Source organism: Serratia sp. 121840015-1, assembly GCF_053627655.1.
The window spans coordinates 96,115-118,908 of the sequence record NZ_JBSEYF010000005.1 but is presented as its reverse complement, the minus strand read 5'-3'; the positions used below and the strand labels follow the sequence as shown (position 1 = coordinate 118,908).

The 22,794-nt window shown below is 62.9% G+C and carries 20 protein-coding genes; 5 read left to right on the top strand and 15 right to left on the bottom strand.

Annotated elements, in window-relative coordinates; all coding sequences use genetic code 11:
* The first annotated feature begins 27 nt into the window (after nucleotides 1-27).
* Nucleotides 28-993 (top strand): PDR/VanB family oxidoreductase, encoded by a 966-nt coding sequence (locus tag ACUXAC_RS20605; RefSeq protein WP_087763637.1) that lies wholly within the window; start codon nucleotides 28-30, stop codon nucleotides 991-993.
* Nucleotides 994-1,023: 30 nt separating this feature from the next.
* Here ACUXAC_RS20605 and ACUXAC_RS20600 read toward each other — a convergent pair whose 3' ends face one another.
* From ACUXAC_RS20600 to ACUXAC_RS20585, 4 genes are all read right to left on the bottom strand, one after another.
* The gene (locus ACUXAC_RS20600; RefSeq protein ID WP_159318600.1) at nucleotides 1,024-2,094 is read right to left on the bottom strand and encodes an ABC transporter ATP-binding protein; all 1,071 of its coding nucleotides are present in this window, start codon (nucleotides 2,092-2,094) and stop codon (nucleotides 1,024-1,026) included.
* A complete protein-coding gene (locus ACUXAC_RS20595; protein WP_060422728.1) occupies nucleotides 2,087-3,856 on the bottom strand; it encodes an ABC transporter permease in 1,770 nt (589 codons plus the stop codon). The genes ACUXAC_RS20600 and ACUXAC_RS20595 overlap by 8 nt, the downstream gene beginning before the upstream one ends.
* 78 nt (nucleotides 3,857-3,934) lie before the next feature.
* Entirely contained in the window at nucleotides 3,935-5,023 is a 1,089-nt protein-coding gene (locus ACUXAC_RS20590) for an ABC transporter substrate-binding protein (protein WP_060441366.1), read from the bottom strand.
* A gap of 166 nt (nucleotides 5,024-5,189) precedes the next feature.
* A complete protein-coding gene (locus ACUXAC_RS20585; protein ID WP_084827173.1) occupies nucleotides 5,190-6,107 on the bottom strand; it encodes a DMT family transporter in 918 nt (305 codons plus the stop codon).
* A 292-nt stretch (nucleotides 6,108-6,399) separates the two neighbouring features.
* On the opposite strand from ACUXAC_RS20585, the gene ACUXAC_RS20580 reads away from it, so the two are divergent.
* The 3 genes from ACUXAC_RS20580 to brnQ all read left to right on the top strand — a co-directional run bounded on the left by ACUXAC_RS20580 (nucleotide 6,400) and on the right by brnQ (nucleotide 9,179).
* Complete coding sequence (locus ACUXAC_RS20580; RefSeq protein WP_048234649.1) at nucleotides 6,400-6,732, top strand: tRNA-binding protein; 333 nt, start codon at nucleotides 6,400-6,402, stop codon at nucleotides 6,730-6,732.
* 30 nt (nucleotides 6,733-6,762) lie between these two features.
* A complete protein-coding gene (locus ACUXAC_RS20575) occupies nucleotides 6,763-7,644 on the top strand; it encodes a 2OG-Fe dioxygenase family protein (protein WP_038871106.1) in 882 nt (293 codons plus the stop codon).
* Nucleotides 7,645-7,856: 212 nt separating this feature from the next.
* Entirely contained in the window at nucleotides 7,857-9,179 is a 1,323-nt protein-coding gene (brnQ, locus tag ACUXAC_RS20570; protein WP_060441283.1) for a branched-chain amino acid transport system II carrier protein, read from the top strand.
* 69 nt (nucleotides 9,180-9,248) lie between these two features.
* Here the strand turns inward: brnQ and tkt are convergent, their stop codons facing one another.
* A complete protein-coding gene (tkt, locus tag ACUXAC_RS20565; RefSeq protein ID WP_149571405.1) occupies nucleotides 9,249-11,243 on the bottom strand; it encodes a transketolase in 1,995 nt (664 codons plus the stop codon).
* Between the two features lie 238 nt (nucleotides 11,244-11,481).
* On the opposite strand from tkt, the gene loiP reads away from it, so the two are divergent.
* Nucleotides 11,482-12,234, top strand: a complete 753-nt coding sequence (loiP, locus tag ACUXAC_RS20560; protein WP_019456034.1) for a metalloprotease LoiP — start codon at nucleotides 11,482-11,484, stop codon at nucleotides 12,232-12,234.
* Nucleotides 12,235-12,275: 41 nt separating this feature from the next.
* Here the strand turns inward: loiP and ACUXAC_RS20555 are convergent, their stop codons facing one another.
* The 10 genes from ACUXAC_RS20555 to ACUXAC_RS20510 form a co-directional block, all read right to left on the bottom strand.
* Entirely contained in the window at nucleotides 12,276-13,916 is a 1,641-nt protein-coding gene (locus ACUXAC_RS20555; RefSeq protein WP_421115158.1) for a thiamine pyrophosphate-binding protein, read from the bottom strand.
* Nucleotides 13,917-13,968: 52 nt separating this feature from the next.
* Nucleotides 13,969-15,438, bottom strand: coding sequence for an aldehyde dehydrogenase (locus ACUXAC_RS20550; protein ID WP_089186445.1), 1,470 nt, complete (start codon nucleotides 15,436-15,438; stop codon nucleotides 13,969-13,971).
* 16 nt (nucleotides 15,439-15,454) lie between these two features.
* Nucleotides 15,455-16,249, bottom strand: coding sequence for an aspartate dehydrogenase (locus ACUXAC_RS20545; protein ID WP_060441057.1), 795 nt, complete (start codon nucleotides 16,247-16,249; stop codon nucleotides 15,455-15,457).
* Nucleotides 16,250-16,264: 15 nt separating this feature from the next.
* Nucleotides 16,265-17,059 carry an SDR family oxidoreductase gene (locus tag ACUXAC_RS20540; protein WP_047570596.1) on the bottom strand — a complete coding sequence of 265 codons (795 nt, stop codon included), beginning with the start codon at nucleotides 17,057-17,059 and terminating at the stop codon, nucleotides 16,265-16,267.
* A complete protein-coding gene (locus tag ACUXAC_RS20535; protein ID WP_049274194.1) occupies nucleotides 17,056-17,874 on the bottom strand; it encodes an alpha/beta fold hydrolase in 819 nt (272 codons plus the stop codon). Before ACUXAC_RS20535 ends, ACUXAC_RS20540 begins: the two co-directional genes overlap by 4 nt.
* On the bottom strand, nucleotides 17,874-18,398 hold the full coding sequence (locus ACUXAC_RS20530) for a cupin domain-containing protein (RefSeq protein ID WP_454266861.1): 525 nt from the start codon (nucleotides 18,396-18,398) through the stop codon (nucleotides 17,874-17,876). The genes ACUXAC_RS20535 and ACUXAC_RS20530 overlap by 1 nt, the downstream gene beginning before the upstream one ends.
* Nucleotides 18,399-18,430: 32 nt before the next feature.
* Nucleotides 18,431-19,687: an MFS transporter gene (locus ACUXAC_RS20525; protein WP_038874278.1), complete on the bottom strand. Its 1,257-nt coding sequence runs from the start codon at nucleotides 19,685-19,687 to the stop codon at nucleotides 18,431-18,433.
* 23 nt (nucleotides 19,688-19,710) lie between these two features.
* Nucleotides 19,711-20,922, bottom strand: coding sequence for an NAD(P)/FAD-dependent oxidoreductase (locus ACUXAC_RS20520; RefSeq protein WP_060422706.1), 1,212 nt, complete (start codon nucleotides 20,920-20,922; stop codon nucleotides 19,711-19,713).
* The gene (locus tag ACUXAC_RS20515; RefSeq protein WP_047729878.1) at nucleotides 20,919-21,860 is read right to left on the bottom strand and encodes a VOC family protein; all 942 of its coding nucleotides are present in this window, start codon (nucleotides 21,858-21,860) and stop codon (nucleotides 20,919-20,921) included. The genes ACUXAC_RS20520 and ACUXAC_RS20515 overlap by 4 nt, the downstream gene beginning before the upstream one ends.
* A 109-nt stretch (nucleotides 21,861-21,969) precedes the next feature.
* Nucleotides 21,970-22,764 (bottom strand): IclR family transcriptional regulator, encoded by a 795-nt coding sequence (locus ACUXAC_RS20510; protein ID WP_004937625.1) that lies wholly within the window; start codon nucleotides 22,762-22,764, stop codon nucleotides 21,970-21,972.
* Nucleotides 22,765-22,794 lie beyond the last annotated feature (30 nt).

Sequence of the window (22,794 nt, the reverse complement as noted above, 5' to 3'; positions counted from 1 at the left end):
GGGACGCCCGCGCTTTGGAGCCAATGAATGACCAGCTATCAGATGCTTGATGTTCGCGTCGTCGACATCGAACCCGTCACCGCACAGGTCAAGCGCTTTACCCTGGCGGATCCGCAAGGCCGGCCGCTGCCCGCCTTCAGCGGCGGCAGCCACATCATCGTGCAAATGCAGGACGGCGAGCAGCGTTACAGCAATGCCTATTCGCTGCTGAGCTCACCGTTCGAGCTCGACCGTTACCAGATCGCCGTGCGCCGTGAGTCCCCTTCCAAAGGCGGTTCCGACTTCATGCACGATCGGCTGGCGATCGGCGATACGCTGACCATCAGCACCCCCAATAACCTGTTCGCGCTGGCGCCGGAGGCGCAGCATCACGTGCTGATCGCCGGCGGCATCGGCATCACGCCGTTTATGGCCCATCTGCACGAGCTGCAGCGCAGCGGGCAACGCTATCATCTGCACTACTGCTTCCACAGCGAGGAACACAACGCCTTCCAGCAGCAGCTGACGCAAGCGCCGTTCACCGACAACGTCAGTTGCCATGTCTCTAGCCTTAACGGCCGGTTGGATCTGGCACGCACGCTGGCCGACGTGGAGCCCGGCGCCCATATCTACGTCTGCGGCCCGGCGGTGCTGAACGAAGCGGTGTACCGGACCGCCGCCGAACTGGGCATCGCCCCCGGTCGCTTGCACAGCGAAGCTTTCGCCGCCGAAGACACGGCGGGCGGCGCCTTTACGCTGGTGCTGGCCCGCTCAGGTATTGAGCTTGAAGTGGCGGAAGACATGACCATCCTGCAGGCGCTGGAAAACAGCAAGGCGGCCAAGGTCGAGTGCCTGTGCCGCGAAGGCATTTGCGGCACCTGCGAAACCCGCATCGTCGAGGGGGAAGCCGATCACCGCGATCAGTATCTCAGTGACGAAGAGCGCGCGGCGCAGCAAACCCTGTTGATCTGCTGCTCGCGCGCCAAAGGCAACCGGCTGGTGCTGGATCTGTAAACGGAGCGCCCGCGTCTGCGGGCGTCCTGACTAGGCTTTCGGGAATATCCACAGATGCTCGGCCGGCAGGGAGAGCCGGCAAAGCGCCTGACTGCGCGCCTCGTGACCATAGGCGCGCACCACGAAATCCTCGGCCACGGTGCGGAACAGGTATTCCCAACGATCGCCGAGGTACATGCTGGTCAACAGCGGCAGCTCAAGCTGGTTGCCCTGCGGATCTTCGCCCAACCGCACGCGTTCTACGCGGATCACCGCCGAGCCATCCTGGCCAACCTGCACGCCTTCGCCCGCTTTGCCCCACAGCGCCCAGTCCTTGCCTTCGATGCGCGCCCGATCGCCTTCCAGCGCCACGATCTTGCCCGGCAAGCGGTTGTTGCTGCCCATGAACTCAGCGGTGAACAGCGTAGTGGGTGAACCGTACATCTCCTGCGGCGTACCCTGCTGTTCGATTTTGCCGTTGTTGAGCAGCAGGATGCGATCGGAGATGGCCATCGCCTCGTTCTGATCGTGGGTCACCATCAGCGCCGACAGGCCGAGCTTGATGATCAACTCGCGCAGGAATACCCGCGCCTCTTCGCGCAGCTTGGCGTCAAGGTTGGACAGCGGCTCGTCCAGCAGGATCACCGGCGGGTTGTAGACCAGCGCACGCCCAATCGCCACGCGCTGCTGCTGGCCGCCGGAAAGCTGGTGCGGATGGCGCTTGGCCAGATGCCCCAACCCGAGCTGATCCAGCACCGCCTGCACCCGCTGGGTGATTTCCGCCGAGGCGATCTTACGCAGCTTCAGCGGGTAAGCGACGTTCTCAAACACCGTTTTATGCGGCCACAGCGCGTAGGACTGAAACACCAGCCCCAGGTTGCGCTCTTCGGCGGGAATTTCGCTGCGTGCGCTGCCGTTGTACACCGCATTATTGCCGATGACGATTCGGCCCTGGCTCGGTTTCTCCAGCCCGGCCACCGCCCGCAGCAGCGTGGTTTTGCCGCTGCCCGACGGGCCCAGCAGCGAGACCACTTCGCCCCGTTTCAGCTCCATCGATACCCCTTTCAGCACCGGGTTGTCGCCATAGGTCAAATGCAGATTCTCTACCGAAAGTTCAATCATGTAGTTTCACTCCAAAGCGCAAGGCGATCCCCAACCCCAGCACCACCAGCAGGATATTGATGAACGACAGCGCGGCGACGATATCGATAGCGCCCGCGGCCCACAGGGAAACCAGCATTGAGCCGATGGTTTCCGTGCCCGGAGACAGCAGATACACCCCGGTAGAATATTCGCGCTCAAAGATCAGGAACATCAGCAGCCAAGAGCCGATCAGGCCGTAGCGCGACAGCGGAATGGTGACGTGGCGAGTGACCTGGCCGCGGCTGGCGCCGGCGCTGCGCGCCGCCTCCTCCAGCTCCGGCCCCACCTGCAGCAGCGTGGAAGAGATCAGCCGCAGGCCGTAAGCCATCCACACCACGGTGTACGCCAGCCAGACGCTGAAGATGGTGCTGCGCAGCGAACGCAGCCAGACAATCCAGTTAGCACGCAGCCACTCGGCCATCGGCAGCGCCGATAGCCAGCCCTCCTTGAGCGATTTGTCCAGCCACATCGGCAGGAACAGAAACACCCACAGGAATGCCAGGCCGGCCAGCAGCCCCGGCACCGCACGCGGCACCAGCACGCTGTAGTCGAGGAAGCGCGTGGCGCCATCCGGCTTGCGGTGCATGGCGATGCCGATAAACAGGTAGCACGCCACCGCCAACGCCCCGCCGATCACCCCAATCGCCATTGAGTTGACGATGGCGCGCAGCAGGTTGGGCTGCGCCCAGATGGTGCGGAAGGTGTTGATCGACAGCTCGTCCCAAACAGACACGCCCACGCCCCAGTTGGAGATAAAGGCGCGCAGCACCACGCCGATCAGTGGCACGCCGATGGTGACGGTCAGCCAAAACACCACCACCGCGCCGGCCACCCAGCGCCATTTGCCCAGCGGCAGCGCACGGGCCTGCGAGGCTTTGCCCTTGACGGTGACGAAACGGTTGGCGGTGCGCATCAGCCGGCGCTGCAGCATCACCAGCGGAATGGTGATGCAGATCAGCACCACCGCCACCGCCGCCATCAGGTGGTAAGACGGCGTGCCCAGCTTGTTGGTCAACTGGTAAAGGTAGGTCGCCAGCACCAGGTTGCCCTCCGGATCCCCCAGCACCAGCATCAGGCCGAACACTTCCAGCCCGAGGAAGAACAGCAGCACTCCGGCATACAGGATAGACGGCCGCACCATCGGCAGACTGACGGCGGTCATGACCTGCAGCGGCGTGGCGCCGGCGGTGCGCGCCGCTTCTTCAACGTCGGAGCCCACGCTGCGCAGCGCCGAGGAGATATACAGATACGCGTGGGGCACGTGCGTCAATCCGGCAATCACCACGATGCTGGCCATCGAATAGATATTCCACGGCACGAAGCCCAGCAGCGCCTCCGCCCACAGCGAGAAGAAGCCCACCGGCCCCGCCGCCACCACGTAGCCGAAGCCCAGCACCATCGGCGACACGAAGATCGGCACCAGAATCAGCGGCTCGATGATCCGCCGCCCCGGCAGATCGGTGCGCACCATCAGGAAGGCCAAAATCCCGCCGAGCGGGATGGCGATGATCACCAGCCCGAATGCCAGAATAAAGCCGCTCTTCAGCGCTTTGTAGAAATCCGGATCGGTAAAGATGAACTCGAAGGCCTCTAGGCTGAAGACCTTGGAGGGAGAGAAGAACGGTGCCGAGAGGAAGCTTTGAATGATGATAAACGACAGGGGGACATAGATAACCAGTGCGGTTATCAACACCACCAGGCCGCGCGGCAGGCTCTGCCACTTTCTGCGCCATGCTTGCATAAATGCTCCCTATGGTTGTAAACGCCGACCAAAGGGCGCGCGCCTCTAAGGCAGGCGCGCGTCCGAATGCAGTCCCTGTTATTTCGCCGCAGCGGCGCGCCATTGTTTGATGTAGTCGAGGCGTTTGGCCGGCTGCAGGTATTCCAGCAGGCTATCGTCGACCGGGATCGGCTTGAGCGCGTTGCCCAGCAGCTTGGTCATGCCGTCAATGTCGTTCTTGCCTTCGATGTCGTTGCGGATCGAGGGGATATCCGCCTGATTGGCGAGAATATTTTGCCCTTTTTCCGACAGCACGTAGTCGAACCACAGCTTGGCGGCGTTAGGGTTGCCGGCCTCTTTGCTGATGAAGCTCACGCGCGACAGCACCAGGGTATAGTCTTTCGGATAGACGATGCCGAGCGACGGATCGCTCTTGGCGCGGGCCTCGGCGTACGAACCGAGGATATTGAAGCCGATCAGGTTTTCACCGGAGGAGACGCGTTCCATCATGGTGCCGGTGGAGGATTGTACCGCCAGCCCGCCCTTGGCCACGTCGGCCAGCGTTTTGAAGTAGTTAGGATCGGCCTTGAAGTCCTGCACCGACAGCATGAAGCCGACGCCGGATTTTTCGATGTCGTACGTGGTGACTTTCTTCTTGAATTTGTCCGTCTGGCCGGCGATCAGTTTAGCCAGCGCCGCGTGCGAATCCGGCACATCGCCTTGCGGGATCAGGCGTTTGTTATAGATAAACACCACCGGCTCATAGGTGGTGCCATACACCTTATCTTGCCATACCGCCCATTTCGGCAGCTGAGCCTGCTCGGGGGAGGCGTATTCCTGTGCGTAATCGCCCGCCAGTTTCAAAATGGTGTCCATCGACGAGCTCCACACCACGTCGCCGCTGGTGCCGCCGGCCGCCTGCTCGCTGATGAAGCGGTTATACAGTTCGGTACTGTTCATGTCGTTGTATTCCACCTTGATGCCCGGATACAACGCCTCGAATCCCTGGATCAGCGGCGCTGCCGCCTTGGTGTCGGTGGTCGAGTAAATCACCACCTTGCCTTCTTTCTTCGCGCCGTCGACCCGTTTCTGATAGTCGGCGGGGTAGCCCGCCGGGAAGGCCGCATAGGCGGAAACGGAGCCCAGTAAGGTGATTGCAGCTACGGTAGCGCTGATTTTTTTCATCATCATCCATCCCCTGATCACATTTAATAAACCAAAAATTAACATATAGTTAATAAGTATGACGAGGCAACGGCGTTGCTTTGTTATCTTTCGGTTTTGTGATGCTGGCCATTTTTCAGCCAATAAAAAAGCCCGGCAGCGCGGGCTTTACGGCACTTCCTGTTGCAGACTATTCGGCCAGACGAGAGCGCCGCAGCAGGCGAATTCGCTGTACGATGGCGACCCCCAGCAGCGTCAGCACAAATCCTGCCAGCTGCAGCAGCGACAGCGCCTCGCCAAACAGCACGTACGCCTGCAGTGCCGCCGCCGGCGGCACCAGCAGCATCAGCGCGGTAATGCGAGTCAAATCGCCGTGGCGCACCATCCAGATAAACAGCGCGGTGCCGCCCAGCGACAACACGCCGGCCGACCACAGCAGCGAGAACCACAGCGTCGGCGAATTGTCCCAGGCGCCGGAGCCCATCACGGCCGCCAGCACGCCGGTTACGATCGCGGCGCCGAGGTGCTGAATGGCGCCTGCCGCCCGCAGATCGGCCGCCGCCAGCGAAGACTTCTGCACCATGATGCCGATCGTCAGCGCGACGATGCTGCCAAACCCCATCAGAATCGGCAACAGCGCCATATTGCCGACGTCGATACCGGTCAGCCGAGGGGAGAGCACCAGCGCAACACCGATAAAACCGACCGCCAGCCCAGCCCAGGAACGCAATCCTATCGATTTGCGCAGCACCAGCGCGAAAATCAGCGCGGTGAACAGCGGCTGCAATCCGCCAATGAGCGACATCACCCCGGCCGCCAGGCCGTTCGCCACCGCCCACCAGCTTGCGGCGAGATAAACGCCGTTCATCAGCATGCCGGTCAGCAGGTGCATCACGAACTGTCGCCCCTTGGGCCAGGCGCAATGCAGCGCCAGCAGGGCGAATACCGCAGCGGCGATCAAAAAGCGCAAAGTCAGGAAAAGGTTGGGATCGGCATGATCCGCCACCGCCCGCGCGGCAATAAAACCGGTCGACCAAATTAATATCAGGAAAAACGGCGCGATAAATGCCTTTCGCCGATCGCGTTTTTCGCGCTGGGTTATTTCCATATCACTACCTGAAAAATGCGGCTGATGAGTTAATGCGGAACATACTAACCAATTTAACACCGGCTTAACAGCACCGACACCGCCCCCCCAAGCCTGCGTAATGAACACACTTGCGGGAAATCATGACGTTTCAATTTTATATAATTCACCAAGCTTATAATTAATCCCACCCCGTTACGACAATGTAAATTAATTGCTACATCCGGTATAACTATTCCCCTCCTGGCGGCGTTGTCGGAATAATTCCCCTTTGCTAGCCTTCCTGAAGCCACTTAATTAACTGGACTGACTTATGGCCGAAATCACTGATTTTATGAAACTGGATATGCGTATTGGTGAAATTATTTCCGTGGAATATAACGACAAGGCGTTAAAGCCCGCCTATAAGCTGCGCATTGATTTCGGCGAAGAAATTGGCATTAAAAACAGCTCGGCGCAATTATGCGAAAACTATCAGGAAGATGATCTGCTCGGCAAAAAAGTCATCTCCGTCGTTAATTTCCCCGCCAGGCGGGTTGCTGGATTTAAATCCGAAGTGCTGGTACTTGCTGCGGTCACCCGGGATCAAGGCACCGTCTTGCTGAAAACCGATTTCGACGTGGAGATCGGCAGCAAGATTTTATAATCGCCACATCATTCGTGAGGCCCCCGAGAAATGCGACAGTTATCCCTGCTTGATGAAGTTAAAAAGGCGTACCAGGAACACCGTTCAGCCTTTATCCCCGGTGCCACCATGCAAGCGATCCTGCTGGCGCTGGGCGCGCGGCCGGAAGATTTCGCCAAGCTGCAGCAGGTCAGCGGCAATCTGGCGGACGATCCCACACTGCCTTTCCGCAAGTCCAGAAACGGCCGCTTCTGTTTCGACTTCGATCGCGCCCAGATTGAGCGGCTGGAGTTCCAGCCTTTCGTGCTCTCGGTCGAGGAAGACTTCATCCGTTACGATTCGGGAAAGGTGCGCCACTTCCGCGGCATCAACGACGATCTGCAGTTGAATACGGCATTCCAGGCGCTGATGAAATTCAAAGCCTACGTGATCGATGGCGTGAGCGTGACGCCGCGCGCCCGGCTTAATCAGGAGATCAACAAATTCGTCTGCACGGTGTTCAACCTGCGCACCGTCACCACGCCGCAGATGCTGGGCGAACCGGCGCTGGAAGGCGTGCACAGCGACGGCGTCGACCACACCATGACGACCTTCCTCGGCTGCGACAACATGACCGACGACAGCGCCAAGACCTTTATTCACGATATGCGCGAAACCAGCGGGATCAAATTCGATCGGGCCCGGCCAGAATGGATTTTGGGCGAAATACAGCATCGGCATTTCCTCGATACCCTGCTGATTGTCGATCATGAACGCAAACATAGCCTCTCACCGGTGGAAGCGCAGGACAAACGCCGGCATTCGACCCGCGATATGCTGATCTTTTTCACCCGCAAACCGGTCGAAGACGGCCACGTCTCTTTCGCGTATGACTCTTTCAAACCGCATATCGAAATCCCGCTGTCGATAGACATGGTGGCGCGCGCGAGCTAACGCGCAGCCGGGCCGGCCGCCATGATCCCTCTGTGCGGCCGGTTCACGCCAGGATAAACAGCGCTGGATTAATCAGGTTTTTGTCGCCGAATTATTATATCCTGCCAGACGAAAATTTTGCGGGCGCTCGCTGCCCTCTGCGCCTGCCCTCTGCAGTTATCCATTCCGCAGCAGGCCGTTTATTTCATGAATACAGGCAGTGCCATACCGTTATGACCAAGAATTTATCCCCGAAAGACATTATCGCCCTGGGCTTTATGACCTTCGCCCTGTTTGTCGGCGCCGGCAACATCATTTTCCCCCCGCTGGTGGGGCTGCAGTCCGGCGAACATCTGTGGCCGGCCGCCCTCGGGTTTATGGTGACCGCCGTCGCCTTGCCGGTGATCGCCGTGATCGCGCTGGCGCGCGTCGGCGGCAGCATCAGCCTGCTGACCGGCCCCATCGGCCGCACCGCCGGCCTGCTGTTGGCGACCGTCTGCTATCTGGCGCTCGGCCCGCTGTTCGCCACGCCGCGAACCGCCAATGTCTCTTTCGCCCTCGGCATCGCGCCCTTCACCGGCGACGGCGCCCTGCCGCAGTTCATCTACAGCCTGCTGTTCTTTACCCTGGCGATGATCGTCTCGCTGTATCCCGGCCGGTTGCTCGATAACGTCGGCCATATTCTGGCGCCGCTGAAAATCCTGGCACTGGCCGCGCTCGGCATCGCCGCCCTGGTTTGGCCCGCCGGTGAACCGGTCTCCGCCGTCGGCAGCTATCAGGCATCGGCGTTTTCCACCGGCTTCGTGCAGGGTTATCAAACTATGGACACGCTGTCGGCGCTGATGTTTGGCTCGATTATCGTCACCGCCGCCCGCTCGCGCGGCGTCAGCGACAGCGGCCTGCTGCTGCGCTACACCCTGTGGGCCAGCCTGATCGCCGGCGTCGGCCTGACGCTGGTCTATATCTGCATGTTCAAACTCGGCGCCGGCAGCGGCAGCCTGGTCGAGAGTGGCGCTCAGGATGGCGCGGCAATCCTGCACGCTTATGTGCAACACACCTTCGGCGATCTGGGCAGCGTCTTTATGGCAGTGCTGATGTTCATCGCCTGCCTGGTGACGGCGGTCGGCATGACCTGCGCCTGCGCGGACTTCTTCTCTCGCTACCTGCCGCTCTCTTACCGCACGCTGGTGGTTATCCTCGCCCTCTTCGCCATGCTGGTCTCCAACATGGGGCTGGCCAACCTGATCCGCGTCTCGCTACCGGTGCTGACGGCGATCTATCCGCCCTGCATCGCGCTGGTGTTGCTCAGCTTCAGCCAGAACCGCTGGCGCAGCGCCAAGCGCGTCTTCGCGCCGGTGATCGCCACCAGCCTGGTGTTTGGCCTCGCCGACGGCCTGAAAGCCTCCAGCTTCAGCGGCCTGCTGCCCGCCTGGTTCGATAAGCTGCCGCTGGCCGAACAGGGGCTGGTCTGGCTACAGCCTACGCTGCTGGTGCTGTTGCTGGCGGCGGCTTATGACCGGTTGCGCAGCGTCGAAAGCGCCAACGTCGCGTCGTAAGCGCGGGTTACGCCCATAAAAAAAGCCGGTCACGATGACCGGCTTTTTTATCGGCTTGCGCCAGGCCGCTTACTTCAGCAGCGCCTGCGCCTTGGCCACCACGTTGTCCACGGTGAAGCCGAACTCGGCGAACAGCTGCTCCGCCGGCGCCGACTCACCGAAGGTGGTCATGCCCACGATGGCGCCGTTCAGGCCCACGTACTTGTACCAGTAGTCCGCGATACCCGCTTCCACCGCCACGCGCGCCGTTACCGCCGCCGGCAACACCGACTCGCGGTACGCCGCATCCTGCTTGTCGAACGCGTCGGTCGACGGCATCGACACCACGCGCACCTTGCGGCCCGCCGCGGTCAGCTTGTCCGCCGCTTCCACCGTGATGCCCACTTCGGAGCCGGTGGCAATCAGGATGACGTCCGGCGTGCCCGCGCAGTCTTTCAGCACGTAGCCGCCGCGGTACACGTTCGCCAGCTGCTCTGCGGTGCGCGGCTGCTGGGTCAGGTTCTGACGCGAGAACACCAGGGTGGTCGGGCCGTCGTTGCGCTCGATGCCGTACTGCCACGCCACCGCCGACTCCACCTGGTCGCACGGGCGCCAGGTGCTCATGTTCGGGGTCACGCGCAGGCTCGCCAGCTGCTCCACCGGCTGGTGGGTCGGGCCGTCTTCGCCCAGACCGATGGAGTCGTGAGTGTAGACGAACACGTTGCGCAGCTTCATCAGCGCCGCCATGCGCACCGCGTTGCGGGCGTATTCCACGAACATCAGGAAGGTCGCCGAGTACGGCAGGAAGCCGCCGTGCAGCGCGATGCCGTTGGTGATGGCGGTCATGCCGAACTCGCGCACGCCGTAATGAATGTAGTTGCCCGCCGGGTCAACGTTCAGCGCTTTCGAGCCGGACCACATGGTCAGGTTGCTCGGCGCCAGGTCGGCAGAGCCGCCCAGGAACTCCGGCAGCACCTTGCCGAACGCTTCCAGCGCGTTCTGCGACGCCTTGCGGCTGGCGATGTTGGCCGGGTTGGCCTGCAGTTTTTCCACGAACGCCCTGGCGTCGGCTTTCCAGTCGGCCGGCAGCTCGCCGTTCATGCGGCGCTTGAACTCGGCAGCCTGCTCCGGGAAGGCCTTGGCGTAGGCGGCGAACTTGTCGTTCCAGGCCGCTTCTTTGGCCTGGCCGGCTTCTTTGGCGTCCCACTGGGCGTAGATGTCCTGCGGGATTTCAAAGGCGGCGTATTTCCAGCCCAGCGCTTCGCGGGTGGCGGCCACTTCGGCGGCGCCCAGCGCGGCGCCGTGCACGTCATGGGTGCCGGCCTTGTTCGGCGAACCGAAGCCGATAACGGTCTTGCACATCAGCAGCGACGGCTTGTCGGTCACCTTGCGGGCTTCTTCAATCGCGGCCTTGATGGCGTCCGGGTTGTGGCCGTCGACGTTGCGCACCACGTGCCAGCCGTAGGCTTCGAAACGCAGGGCGGTGTCGTCGGTGAACCAGCCGTCGACGTGGCCGTCGATGGAGATGCCGTTGTCATCGTAGAAAGCGGTCAGCTTGCCGAGCTTGAGGGTACCGGCCAGAGAGCAAACTTCGTGCGAGATGCCTTCCATCATGCAGCCGTCGCCCATGAAGGCGTAGGTGTGGTGGTCAACGATATCGTGGCCCGGGCGGTTGAACTGCGCCGCCAGGGTGCGTTCGGCGATGGCGAAGCCGACGGCGTTGGCGATGCCCTGGCCCAGCGGGCCGGTGGTGGTTTCAACGCCTGGGGTGTAGCCGTACTCCGGGTGCCCTGGGGTCTTGGAGTGCAGCTGACGGAAGTTTTCCAGCTCGCGCATCGGCAGGTCGTAGCCGGTGAGGTGCAGGAGGCTGTAAATCAACATGGAGCCGTGGCCGTTGGAGAGCACGAAACGGTCGCGGTCAGCCCAGTGCGGGTTAGTCGGGTTGTGGTTGAGGTAGTCACGCCACAGGACTTCGGCGATGTCCGCCATGCCCATAGGGGCACCCGGGTGGCCGGAATTTGCTTTTTGTACGGCGTCCATGCTGAGTGCGCGGATGGCGTTGGCAAGCTCTTTACGAGAGGACATGTTTTACTCCAGGTCGGATAAAAAAAGCAGTCAAGTTCCCTATTTTCTCAGACTCCACATCACAACGGCAATCCCTAATGCCAAATGAGAGCGAGTTCACCACTTATTAGCACGATTGGACGCTTTTTCGGAATAACACTATTCTCGCCCCGTCTGGCGTACACTAGGCTCTTGCGACAAGATTTCCTCCAAGCAAAATGATTCTTTTACCTTGTTACCTTCACAGGAAGATGGCGTTATGAAGATCCGTACCTCTTTGATTGCGTTGGGCATTGCCACCTTGGCAACCGGCTGTCAAAACCTGAATACCGAAACCTTGATGCAGTCCGGCGCCCAGGCGTTCCAGGCGGCGACCCTGAGCAACAACGACGTTAAGGCCCTGAGTGATAAATCCTGCGCCGAGATGGACAGCAAGGCACAAATCGCCCCGGCCGACAGCACCTACGCCAAGCGTCTCAACAAAATCGCCGCGGCGCTGGGCGACAACATCAACGGCACCCCGGCCAACTACAAGGTCTACGTGACCAAAGACGTCAACGCCTGGGCGATGGCCAACGGCTGCATCCGCGTCTACAGCGGCCTGATGGACATGATGAACGACAACGAAGTGGAAGGCGTGCTGGGCCATGAAATGGGCCACGTGGCGCTGGGCCACACCCGCAAGGCGATGCAGGTGGCTTACGGCACCGTGGCGCTGCGCACCGCGGCGTCCTCCGCCGGCGGCGTCATCGGCTCGCTGTCGCAGTCGCAGCTGGCGGACATCGGCGAGAAGCTGGTCAGCGCCCAGTTCTCGCAGAAGCAGGAAAGCGAAGCGGATGATTACTCGTTCGATCTGCTGAAAAAGCGCGGCATCGATCCGAACGGCCTGGCCACCAGCTTCGAGAAGCTGGCTCAGATGGAAGCCGGCCGCCAGAGCAGCCTGTTCGACGACCACCCTTCTTCCCAAGCGCGTGCGCAGCACATTCGCGATCGCATCGCGGCAGAGAAATAACCACGAAAACGCCCGGCAATCGCCGGGCGTTTTTTATCGTATCAATACAGCGTTTTCTGCGGCGGCCCGGCGAAAGTCAGCGGCCCGACCTGTTTCATGTCCACCTCGACCACCGACGGCCCCGGGTAGTTGATCGCTTCGGCCAGCACGCCGTTGAACTGTGCCGCTGCGTCCACCTTCCAGGCTTTCAGCCCCATCGCTTCGGCAATCTGGGTGAACGCCGGCGTATGCAGCTCGTTGTAATACTGGCGCCCGGCGAAGTACTTGTCCTGAATGCCGCGCATCACGCCATAACCGCCGTCGTTCATGATCAGCAGGGTGATATTCACCTGTTCCTGCGCCATGGTCGCCAACTCGCCCAGGCCCAGCGCCAGACCACCATCGCCCACCAGCCCCACCACCTTGCGCTGCGGGTTGGCAATCGCGGTGCCGATGGCCATCGGCAGCCCCATACCGATGGCACCCGCCAGCGAGTGAATGTTGCACAGCGGCGAGATCGCCCGGAACAACCGGCTGCCCCAGACGCTGCCGGAAACAGTGATATCGCGTACCAACAGCCCGTCCTGCGGCAGCGCGGCGTCGATGGCGTCGTTGAGTTTGGCGTATTCACCGGACTGCTGGCGCAGCGCGCTCTCCGCCTGCTGCACCGCCCCCGCGATCTCGGCATCCCACTCGGCGTTGACCTTCTCGCCGGGGGACAGCCGCGCCGCCAGCGCCGCCAGCAGCGCCGCACAGTCGCCGTTGATCTGTTCATCGGCCAGATAGTTGCGGTTGGCCGCCGCCGGATCGATGTCAATCTGCACCAGCGGGCGCGGCAGCGGCAGCGTCCAGGTACGGGTTTCATTGCTGCGCAGGCGCGAACCGGCCACCAGCGTCAGATCGCACTGCGTCAGGATCGCTTCGATGCTCGGTGAGTTATGGAACGCCCGCAGGCTGCGCGGATGGCTGTCCGGCAGAATGCCGCGCCCGTGGGTGCTGGAGATCACCGCCACGCCGGCGTCCGCCAGCTTGCGCACCGCGTCGCCGCAGGCCAAGGCGCCGCCGCCCAACCACAGCAGCGGACGCTTGGCCTGTTTCAGCCGCTGATGCAGCCGTTCCACCGCCGCATCGTCCGCCTTCGGCAGCGGCGCCGGCGCCAACGGCTCGGTCAGCACCGAACGGGAAACCAGGCTGCTTTGAATATCGATCGGGATCTCGACCGCCACCGGGCCGCACGGCACGGTTTGCGCATCCAGGATCGCCCGTTGGATCACCGCCACCGCCTGCTCCGGCGAATTGACCCGGTAAGCGCGCTTGGAGCAGGCGCGCAGGAAGCCAAGCTGATCGCGAGTTTCATGAATAAAACCGGCGTCGGCGTCCAGATAGGCTTTTTCCACCTGGCCGGTGATATGCAGCAGCGGCGTGTTGGCGTTGAGCGCCTCAATCATCGCCCCCACCGCGTTGCCGGCGCCGGCGCCGGTGCTGGTCAAGGCTACGCCCAGGCCGGAGAAACGCCCGTGCGCGTCGGCCATGGTGACCGCCCCCGCTTCGCCGCGCGCCGGCACGAAGCGAATTTTATCGCGCTGCCCCACCGCATCGGCGATCGGCAGATTATGAATCGAAATGATGCCGTACATCGCCGACACCGCATACTGTTCCAGAGTCCGGGCTATCGCCTCGCCAACCGTGATTTTATCGCTCATCATCTGCCTTCTTAGGGTATTCGTTATTAGGGTTATGCGTAGAGGTGTCGGCCTAGTCGCTCCAGCGGTTCACCTGATGGCTCAGCGCCAGATACACGCTTTTCTGCTGCATGTAGGCCTTGATGCCGTTCAGGCCCTTTTCGCGGCCCAGCCCGCTTTCCTTGAAACCGCCGAACGGCGTGGAAATCGAGAACGTTTTGTAGGTATTGACCCAGACGGTGCCGGTTTCCAGCCGCTCCGCCAGCGCCATCGCGCGAGGGAAGTCGCGGCTCCAGATGCCGGCCGCCAGGCCGTACACCGAGTCATTGGCCTGTTCGATCAGCTGTTGCTCATCGTCAAACGGCAGCGCCACCAGCACCGGGCCGAAGATCTCTTCCTGGCAGACGCGGGCGTCGTTGTTCAAGCCTTCAATAATGGTCGGCAGGTAATAGCTACCGCTCGCCAGCTGCGGATCGGCCGGCGCTTCGCCGCCGATGATCACCCGACCGCCCTCCTGCCGCGCCAGCGCCACGTAGTCCGCCACGCTTTGCCGATGTTTGGCGCTGATCAGCGGGCCGAGATGCACGCCCGGCACCAGCGGGTTGCCGATGCGCAGCCCCGCCGTCAGTTCGGTCAAGCGCGCCAGCAGCGGCTGATACAGCGAACGATGCACGAACAGCCGCGAACCGGCGATGCACGCCTGGCCGGCGGAGCTGAAAATGCCGTAGCAGATGCCGCGCGCCGCCTGCTCCAGATCGGCGTCCTCCAGCACAATGGTCGGCGACTTACCGCCCAATTCCAGCGAAGTGGGGATCAGCTTGTCGGCGGCAATGTGCGCCAAATGACGCCCGGTGCTGGTCCCGCCGGTAAAGGAGATCTTTTTCACCAGCGGATGGCGCGCCAATGCCTCGCCGATCACCGAACCTTTGCCCGGCAACACGCTGAGCAGCCCAGCCGGCAGGCCCGCCTGTTCGAACAGCTCGGCCAGCTTCAGCGCCATCAGCGGCGTGGCTTCGGCCGGTTTGAGCACCACCGCGTTGCCCGCTGCCAGCGCCGGCGCCACCTTCTGCATTTCGCTGGCGATCGGCGAGTTCCACGGCGTAATGGCGGCGATCACCCCCATCGGTTGATACTGGCTGAGCGTCATCACCTCGGCGCTGCGCGGGGTCGGCAGCTCGCCTTCCAACACCTCGCAGGCGGCCGCGAAGTAGCGCGCGGTCGCCGCCGCGCTGGCCACCAGCCCGCGGGTTTCCGCCAGCGGCTTGCCGTTGTCGCGGGTCTGCAGCTCGGCCAACTGTTCCTGCTGCGCCAGAATCAGGTTGCTGACGCGGTAGAGGATCGAGGCGCGCTGGTGCGGCACCAGCCCACGCCATTCCGGCGCGCGCCAGGCGCGTTCCGCTGCTTCCACCGCCTCGTTCACGTCCTCGACGTTCGCGGCACGCAGCCGCGCGTTGACGCTGCCGTCGGCCGGGAATACCGAAGCCATCTCTTCGCCACGCCCTTCACGCCAGCGCCCGGCGACAAAAATATTCAATCGTTCCATGCTCCGCTCCTGCCGTTCAGGCAATAAAACCGCCGTCCACCAGACGGCGACAGGCTTGTACCGCGCTCAGCGCCGCCAGGGTTGATGTTTTGGGATTGCTCGCCAGCGGGGTGCCGCTCAGCTCGATGTGAAATTCGCCAAAGTCGCCGCACACCTGCAGACGATGGGTATTGCGCCGGGTGGCGGGATCGACCTGCAGGCGTACCCGGGTGGCGTCCATCCCCAGGCCGTTGAGCGCAATGGTGGCTGCCACGTTGGCATTGGCCGGGAACAAACGCGCCGCTTCGCGCGCCGACCCTTCAAAAAATACCTGCGCTTCGCTCACCGCATCGAGGTCGATCAGCTGCTCCGCCGGGCTGCCGCGCCAGCTGGCCGGGCTTTTGCTGGCCTGATAGGTCACGCTCTCCAGCCCGCCTTCGCGCGCCGACGCCAGCCCATCCATCCCCGCCACCGCACCGGACAACACGATCAACTGCCCGTGATGGCGGCGGCAAACCTGCTGCAGCCGCTGTTGCAATGCGGCGTCCGCCAGCGCGCCGGTCGAGATCAGCGCCAGCGGCCAACCGCGCTGCAGCACCGCTTCGCCGAACTCCGCCACCGCCTGCTGGCTGGCGCACTCCAGCACCAGATCCGGCCGCTGCAAACACTGCTCGGGATGGGTCAACGCCTGCACCCGCCCGCCAAAGGCCTCGGCGATCGCCGCATGATGAGCCGCGCGCGCCAGGATCCAACCGACCTCCACGCCTTCCGGCAAACGGGCGATCACTTCCTTCGCCATCGCGCCGTAGCCAATCATCATGATCTTCTTCATCTTTATCGGCCCCTGCTACACATGGCGGTTAAAGCCGCCGGATACGTCCAGCGCCGCGCCGGTGGTAAAGGAAGCCAGCGGCGAAGCGAGGAACAGCAGCGCCTGCGCCGGCTCCTGCGGCTTGCCGAGGCGCTTCATCGGGATGCCGCGGCGTTCGGCGATCGCCGCCGTCCACTGCTCCCAGCTTTGATCTTTATCGCTGCGCTCGTCGAAACGGCGGCGCCATTGGCCCGACTCCACCATCCCCAGCAAGATCGAGTTAACGCGAATGCCTTTGCCCACCAGCTCTTTCGACAGCGTCAGCGTCATGTTGAGCAGCGCGGCGCGCGCCGCCGAGGTGGCGATCATGTGTTCTTCCGGCTGCAGCGCCAGCAGCGAGTTGACGCAAGTGATCGACGCGATCGTCGACCGTTCCAGCGCCGGTAAGAACGCCTGCACCGGGTTGATCACGCCGAACAGCTTCAGCTCGGCCTCATGCAACCAGGCTTCGCGCGGCGTTTGGTCAAAATGGGCGACGAAGCCCTGACCGGCGTTGTTGATCAGCAGATCCACGCCGCCGAAATGCGCCGTCACCTGGTCAGCGAACTGCGCCACCTGCTGCGCGTCCAGTACGTCGCAGCGCAGCGCCAGGATCTCCGCCTGCGGAAACTCCGCACGCAGGCTGGCTGCTGCGCCGGCCAGTTTGTCCGGATCGCGGCCGCAGAACGCCACCTTCGCCCCTTCGGCCAGCAGCAGTTTCAGGGTTTCGAAACCGATGCCCGACGAGCCGCCGGTCACCACCGCCACCCGATTCTCAAGCTGAAAATTCATCGTTGGATTGCTCCCGTAAAGTCCCGCAGATAGCGGTTGAAACACGCCGGCGCGTCGAGGTAGCTGGCATGGCCGGCGGCGGCGATCAAACGCAGCGTCGCGTCCTGCTCACGCGCCAGCTCGGCCGCCTTCTCCGGCGGCGTAATGCGATCCTGTTCACCGCACCAGATTTCCAGAGGGCCGCGATAGCGCGCCAGATAGCGGCCGATATCGTCGTTGGCCAGCATCCAGGCTGCGCTCAGAAAACCGTCGGGATCGAGCTGCTGCATGCCGTTGCGCACCCAGGCGATATCCTGCGGATCCGCCCCTTCACGCAGCAAGGCCGCCGCCCGCTGCTCGCCGTAGCCCACCGGCCCCAGCGTCTCTATCATCTGTTGGCGCTGGCCGTACACCTGCCGACGTTTTTCCTCCGGCGCCGTGGCATAGCCCTGCGCCGGATCCGCCAACACCAATCCACATAACCCGTCCGGATAGCCGGCGGCATAGGCGCTGCCGATCAGCGCCCCCAGCGAATGGCCGACGATCAGCGGCTGCGCCAGCTGCAGCTCATCAATCAGCGCCGCCAACGCCGCCGCATAACCGGCAGCATCGGCCTGAGGATCCGCCAACGGCAGGCTGCCGCCGTAGCCCGGCGCATCCCACGCCAACAGACGGTGGCCGTCCGTCAGGCCGCTATCGTTGAGCTGCTTGATCCACGAGGCCGATCCGGAGCTGATGCCGTGCAGCAATACCACCGGCCGCCCCTGCCCGGCCTCGCGCCAGCTCAGGGTATACGCCCCGCAGCGCGCCCGTTGGCGTTGCGCCAGGCCGTTCATCAGTTGCGATTCACTTTGGACAGCGGGTGATCCGCCGGATAGGTCGGGATCTCCGGTTTGGCGGTGCCGAGCATCACGCACATCAGCGCCTCTTCCTCGCCGTGGTTGAACAGGCCGCGATACACCCCCGTCGGCACCGAGATCAGATCGCGCTCTTTCAGCCGGGTTTCGTAATACTCTTCCCCATCCTGAATCATCAGCGTGATGCTGCCTTTCAGCATGAAGAACACTTCTTCCACGTCGTCGTGCAGGTGCAGCGGGCCCTCGCACTTCGACGGCAGCACCATGGTGGAGAAGGTGAAATTGCCCGCCGGAATGGTGTTGGCGTCGCTGGCCACGCCGGTAGCGCCGGTACCGATGTAGCGCATCTGCGCACGGCGGTATTTCGGGTCAAAGTCGGCCTGGAACTTCAGCGCGTTCCAGTCGTATTTACGGCCTTCGAAACGGGCGATGCGCGACTCCACCCAATTTTCCATCGACAGATCCTGCGGCTTGACGCCGGCTTTGTTCTCAACCTGAGACATGTTGTCACTCCTCTGTTGAATCGATTGATTAATCAGTACTTTCTCAGTAACGGCAGCAGAATGAGGCAGCCGACGAAAGCCATCACCACCAGGAACAGCAGGCCGTTATCCATATTGCCGGTGGCGGCGATCAACGCCCCCATCAGCACCGGCGCCAGCGCGCCGGCAAAATTGCCCAACCCGTTGAAGATACCGCCGGCGGTAGCGCTGACCTTGCTGCTGGTCGCCTTCGCCAACAGCGCGAAAATATTCGGCGCGCCGGCGCCCCACATAAAGGTGCTGAAGGCCATGGCGGCGATCACGCTGTAGGTGCCCTGCAGGTGCAGCACCACCGCCAGACCGAGGCCGGCACCGCACAGCGACAGGAAGCAGGCCAGCGCGCGCCGATCCAGCTTGTCCGACAGCCAGGCGCCCAGCACTTCGCCGAGCAGCATGGCGATGAACGGCAGCGAAGAGAGATAACCGGCATGCTCCAGATGAATGCCTTTCCCCTTGATCAGGTAGCTCGGCAACCAGCCGTTCATGCCCCACAGGTAGGTCAGGAAGGCGATGTTGAACAGGCAGATCATCCAAAAGTGCGGGCTGCGCAGCAGCTCGCGGCGATGCTGTTGGCGTTCCGACACCGCCGGCTTGGTCGCCGCCGCCGGGCGCGCGACGTTCAGGTGGCGCATGCCGAACAGCACCAGCAACATCACCGGCAACGTCAGAAACGCCATAAAGAAGAAGGTGGCCTGCCAGTCGAAGGTATTGAGGATGTACAGGGTGACCGGGAAGCCAAGCGCGGCGCCCAGCGGCGTGCCGAGCAGCCACAGCATGGTGGCGCGCGCCTGCAGCTGCGGCGGGAAGGCCTGACGAATAATGGCATAGGCCATCGGCAGCAGCGGCCCTTCGGCGATACCGAGCAGAATGCGCAGCGTCATCATGGCGTGATAGGAACGCACCATCCCCATCAACACCATCAGCACGCCCCACACCACCATCATGCCAATCAATACCTTGACCGGATTAAGCCGATCGCCGATGCCGCTGAGCAGCATCGAGGAAATGCCGTAGGAGAACAGAAACGCGCTCATCAGCAAGCCCAGCCGCGCCGGGTCAAAACCGATCCCTAACGCCTGCTGGAACTCGCTATCGGAAAACAGCGCCGCGATGCTGATCTTGTCGAAAAACGCCAACAGCACGCAGGCAAACAGCGCGATCGGCACCGACCAGCGCACCCGCTGCTGCGGATTTTCGGCAACGGCTTCCCCCGCCCGTCCAGCGCGGGCGTCAATGTCTTGCGTAGTCATAAAACGCTCCCGAGGTTCGGGCGTTATTTCAACGCCATCAAAGAAAACTCCGCATCCGCCAACTGCTGCGGATCCAGCACCCGGCCGCTCGCCAACCAACGCTTGCCGAGCTTGATGGTGCGCGCGTCGTTGAACGCCACCATCTGCACCAGCTGCCGATCGGCGTTCAGCGTGAAGAACACCTGCGACTGCGGCGTGCGGCGCACCACATGGTGCACGCCGCCACTCGGCACGCCGAGGATCTGGATATTAGCGTCGTATTGATCCGACCAAAGCCAGGCCACGTCGTCATACGGGGCGGCGAAGGCGTCGAGCATCGCACAGGCGGTGCTGATGGCCTGATTTTGTGCGTAGGCCCAGGACTGCAGGCACAGGCCAAGCGTCGGGTGGCGCGCCACATCGCCGGCGGCGAAGATCGCCGGATGGCTGGTGCGCCCCTGGCCGTCGACCACGATGCCGGAGTCGATCGCCAGCCCGGCGCTGCGCGCCAGTTCGAGATTCAGCTCAACGCCGATCCCCACCACCACCAGATCGAAGGCCTGCGGATCGCTGACTTCGCTGCCGATCCAGGCGGTGCCGTCGCGATCTTCCAGCGAGATCTCGCCGCAGCCGCACAGCACCGTGACGCCCTGCTGGCGATGCAGTTCGAGCAACGCCTGTGAGACGTCGGCGCCGACGCTGCGCATGCACAGCGCAGGCTGGCGTTCAAACACCGTCACCTCGGCGCCGAGACGGCGCGCGGAAGCGGCGATCTCCAGCCCGATCCAACCGCCGCCGACGATCGCCAGGCGACGGCAGCCCTGCAGGCCCTGCCGCAACCGGGCCGCATCGTCCCAGGAACGCAGCGTCATCACGCGCGGGTGCTGCGCCCAGGCGGCGCTCGGCACACGCGGCCGCCCGCCGGTGGCGATCAGCAACTGCTCGAACTGCAGCCGTTGCCCGTCGCTGAGCGTGACGATTTGCTGTTCTGCATCGATGGACTCGGCGCGCAGCGGGCGACGCCAGTCGATATTCAGCTCCGCCACCGCCTGTTCGCTGAACAGCCGGCTGAGGGGAGCCGCGGCATCCAGCAGCGCCGCTTTCGACAGCGGCGGCCGCTCGTAAAAATCGTAGGGTTCGTCGCTGACAACCGTCAGCCGGCCGCTGTAACCGCGATCGCGCAGCGTCTTGGCCGCCCAGCCGCCGGCCTGGCCGCCGCCGACGATGACGATGCCCGCGTGTTCCGGCCGGTTCATAACGCCTCCGCCTTTTTATGCTGGCGGCGCGTGTCGTGATCGATGCCGCCCTCTACCGCCCATTCGGTGAAGGAGACCAATGAATGCTCCAGCTCGCGCGGCTGCCAGTTTTCCGTCAGATAATCGTCGTTGGTGTAGTACTCGAACGCGCCGCCGGTCGGGCTGTTGACGTACCAGAAATAGGCCGAGGAGATCGGGTGGCGGCCGGGGCCGATAAAGGTGCTCCACTTCTCTTTGTTCATGGCGATGCCGCCGCCGATCACTTCGTGGATATCGCGCACGGTGAACGCCACGTGGTTCAGGCCCCGTGGGCGGTTCGGCAGCTTCAGCAGGAACAGGTTATGGTGGCCGCCGCGCGCCTGGGTGCGCAGGAAGACGGCGCGATCGATATAGCGATCGGAAACCTGGAAATCCAACAGCTCGCGATAGAAACGCTCGGTCGCCGCCAGGTCCTCAACGAAGAACACCACGTGGCCAATGTTGATCGGCTGCGCCTGCGAATAAACCGGGCTGGGTTGATCGATGCGGCGCACGTCGCCCCATTGGTTGATCGGCGTGACCGGCACCTCGACCGCCTGCTGGCGGCTGACGACGAAGCGCAGCGTCATGCCGTTGGGATCGAGGCATTCCAGCTCTTCTCCCACCTGACGGAAGCCGGGCATCAGCGCCAAACGCGGCTGCAGGCGCGCCAGATCGGCGGGCGAGGCCACGCCCCAGGTCATGCGGCGCAGGGTAGAACCGCCCTCAAACGCCGCAGGCAGCGCCGCGCTTTGCAACGGGTGCAGGACAACCCGTGCCCCGCTCAGGGTAGTGAATTCGCGCTGCGGTTCGCCCCAATGTTGCGTGGCGGGCTGCAGGCCGAAGTCTTGCATGAATTTTTCGCAGGTTGGCAGATCTTCGACGCCAAATTCCAATTTTTCGATTCCGATTACGCTCATTGTTCAGCCTCACGTTCTCGCTGCATACGGTTTTCAGGCATGAGTGAACCCCGGCCCCTGTTTGCTACGGGCCTTATCCCTGCCTGAGTAAAAGAGTCGGTCCTGTCGGTTAGCCGACGTTGGCCTGCGGCGGCGCGCCGAGGAAGCCGGAAATTTTCTCCGCCGCGTCGCGCACTTCCATGCGCAGCCGCTCGCGATCCGCTTTCGGGATCTCATCGGACGGCACCATGATGCTGACCACCGCCTCGACCCGCTGCTCGCGGTTGAAGATCGGGTAGACGATCGAGGAGATGCCGTGGCGGAAGAACGATTCGCCGATCACATAGCCGCGCGCTTTGTCTTGTTGCACCATCTGCCACAGCGTTTCGCGATCCGCCGGGGTGCCCGGCGCATTGCCCGGCAGCTGCGCGTCCGGATAAAGTTGTTCGAACTCGCTGCGGGTGGCGCTGGTCAACAGCATGCGACCCAGAGAGGTTTGGTGCACCGGCAAACGGGTGCCGACGCTGACCTGATTGATCTGCGAACCGGCGGCGCTGACGCGGGCGATGTAAATAACGTCGCGCCCGTCTCGGATCGCCAGATGGCTGCTGCACTGGCTGCGATCGCGCAGCTGCTCAATCACCGGCTGGCCGGCCTGCGCCACGTCCAGCGACGCGATGTATTCGAAGCCGAGGCGCAGCACCTTGATGCCGAGCGCAAAGGTGTTGGTGCGCGGATTGCGCTCCAAAAAGCCCAGGTGCTCGAGCGTCTGCACCACCCGGTAAGCGGTGGCCTTCGGCATATCGACCAGGCGATGCAACTCGGCGAAAGTCATTTCCTTATGCTGCTCGCCAAACGCCAGCAGCAACTGCAACCCGCGATCCAGTCCCGGGATCAGATATTTACATGCTTGCTCGTCCGCCATCTCTCGCTCCTGCGCTGTGCGCCTGCCCTG

Coding starts and splice junctions, on each gene's coding strand:
- ACUXAC_RS20520 (WP_060422706.1), bottom strand. CDS start 20,922: ATGAACCGGCCGGAACACGCGGGCATCGTCATCGTCGGCGGCGGCCAG.
- ACUXAC_RS20515 (WP_047729878.1), bottom strand. CDS start 21,860: ATGAGCGTAATCGGAATCGAAAAATTGGAATTTGGCGTCGAAGATCTG.
- ACUXAC_RS20580 (WP_048234649.1), top strand. CDS start 6,400: ATGGCCGAAATCACTGATTTTATGAAACTGGATATGCGTATTGGTGAA.
- ACUXAC_RS20585 (WP_084827173.1), bottom strand. CDS start 6,107: ATGGAAATAACCCAGCGCGAAAAACGCGATCGGCGAAAGGCATTTATC.
- ACUXAC_RS20540 (WP_047570596.1), bottom strand. CDS start 17,059: ATGAATTTTCAGCTTGAGAATCGGGTGGCGGTGGTGACCGGCGGCTCG.
- ACUXAC_RS20530 (WP_454266861.1), bottom strand. CDS start 18,398: ATGTCTCAGGTTGAGAACAAAGCCGGCGTCAAGCCGCAGGATCTGTCG.
- ACUXAC_RS20555 (WP_421115158.1), bottom strand. CDS start 13,916: ATGAGCGATAAAATCACGGTTGGCGAGGCGATAGCCCGGACTCTGGAA.
- brnQ (WP_060441283.1), top strand. CDS start 7,857: ATGACCAAGAATTTATCCCCGAAAGACATTATCGCCCTGGGCTTTATG.
- ACUXAC_RS20535 (WP_049274194.1), bottom strand. CDS start 17,874: ATGAACGGCCTGGCGCAACGCCAACGGGCGCGCTGCGGGGCGTATACC.
- ACUXAC_RS20575 (WP_038871106.1), top strand. CDS start 6,763: ATGCGACAGTTATCCCTGCTTGATGAAGTTAAAAAGGCGTACCAGGAA.
- ACUXAC_RS20600 (WP_159318600.1), bottom strand. CDS start 2,094: ATGATTGAACTTTCGGTAGAGAATCTGCATTTGACCTATGGCGACAAC.
- ACUXAC_RS20590 (WP_060441366.1), bottom strand. CDS start 5,023: ATGATGAAAAAAATCAGCGCTACCGTAGCTGCAATCACCTTACTGGGC.
- ACUXAC_RS20510 (WP_004937625.1), bottom strand. CDS start 22,764: ATGGCGGACGAGCAAGCATGTAAATATCTGATCCCGGGACTGGATCGC.
- loiP (WP_019456034.1), top strand. CDS start 11,482: ATGAAGATCCGTACCTCTTTGATTGCGTTGGGCATTGCCACCTTGGCA.
- ACUXAC_RS20595 (WP_060422728.1), bottom strand. CDS start 3,856: ATGCAAGCATGGCGCAGAAAGTGGCAGAGCCTGCCGCGCGGCCTGGTG.
- ACUXAC_RS20605 (WP_087763637.1), top strand. CDS start 28: ATGACCAGCTATCAGATGCTTGATGTTCGCGTCGTCGACATCGAACCC.
- tkt (WP_149571405.1), bottom strand. CDS start 11,243: ATGTCCTCTCGTAAAGAGCTTGCCAACGCCATCCGCGCACTCAGCATG.
- ACUXAC_RS20525 (WP_038874278.1), bottom strand. CDS start 19,687: ATGACTACGCAAGACATTGACGCCCGCGCTGGACGGGCGGGGGAAGCC.
- ACUXAC_RS20550 (WP_089186445.1), bottom strand. CDS start 15,438: ATGGAACGATTGAATATTTTTGTCGCCGGGCGCTGGCGTGAAGGGCGT.
- ACUXAC_RS20545 (WP_060441057.1), bottom strand. CDS start 16,249: ATGAAGAAGATCATGATGATTGGCTACGGCGCGATGGCGAAGGAAGTG.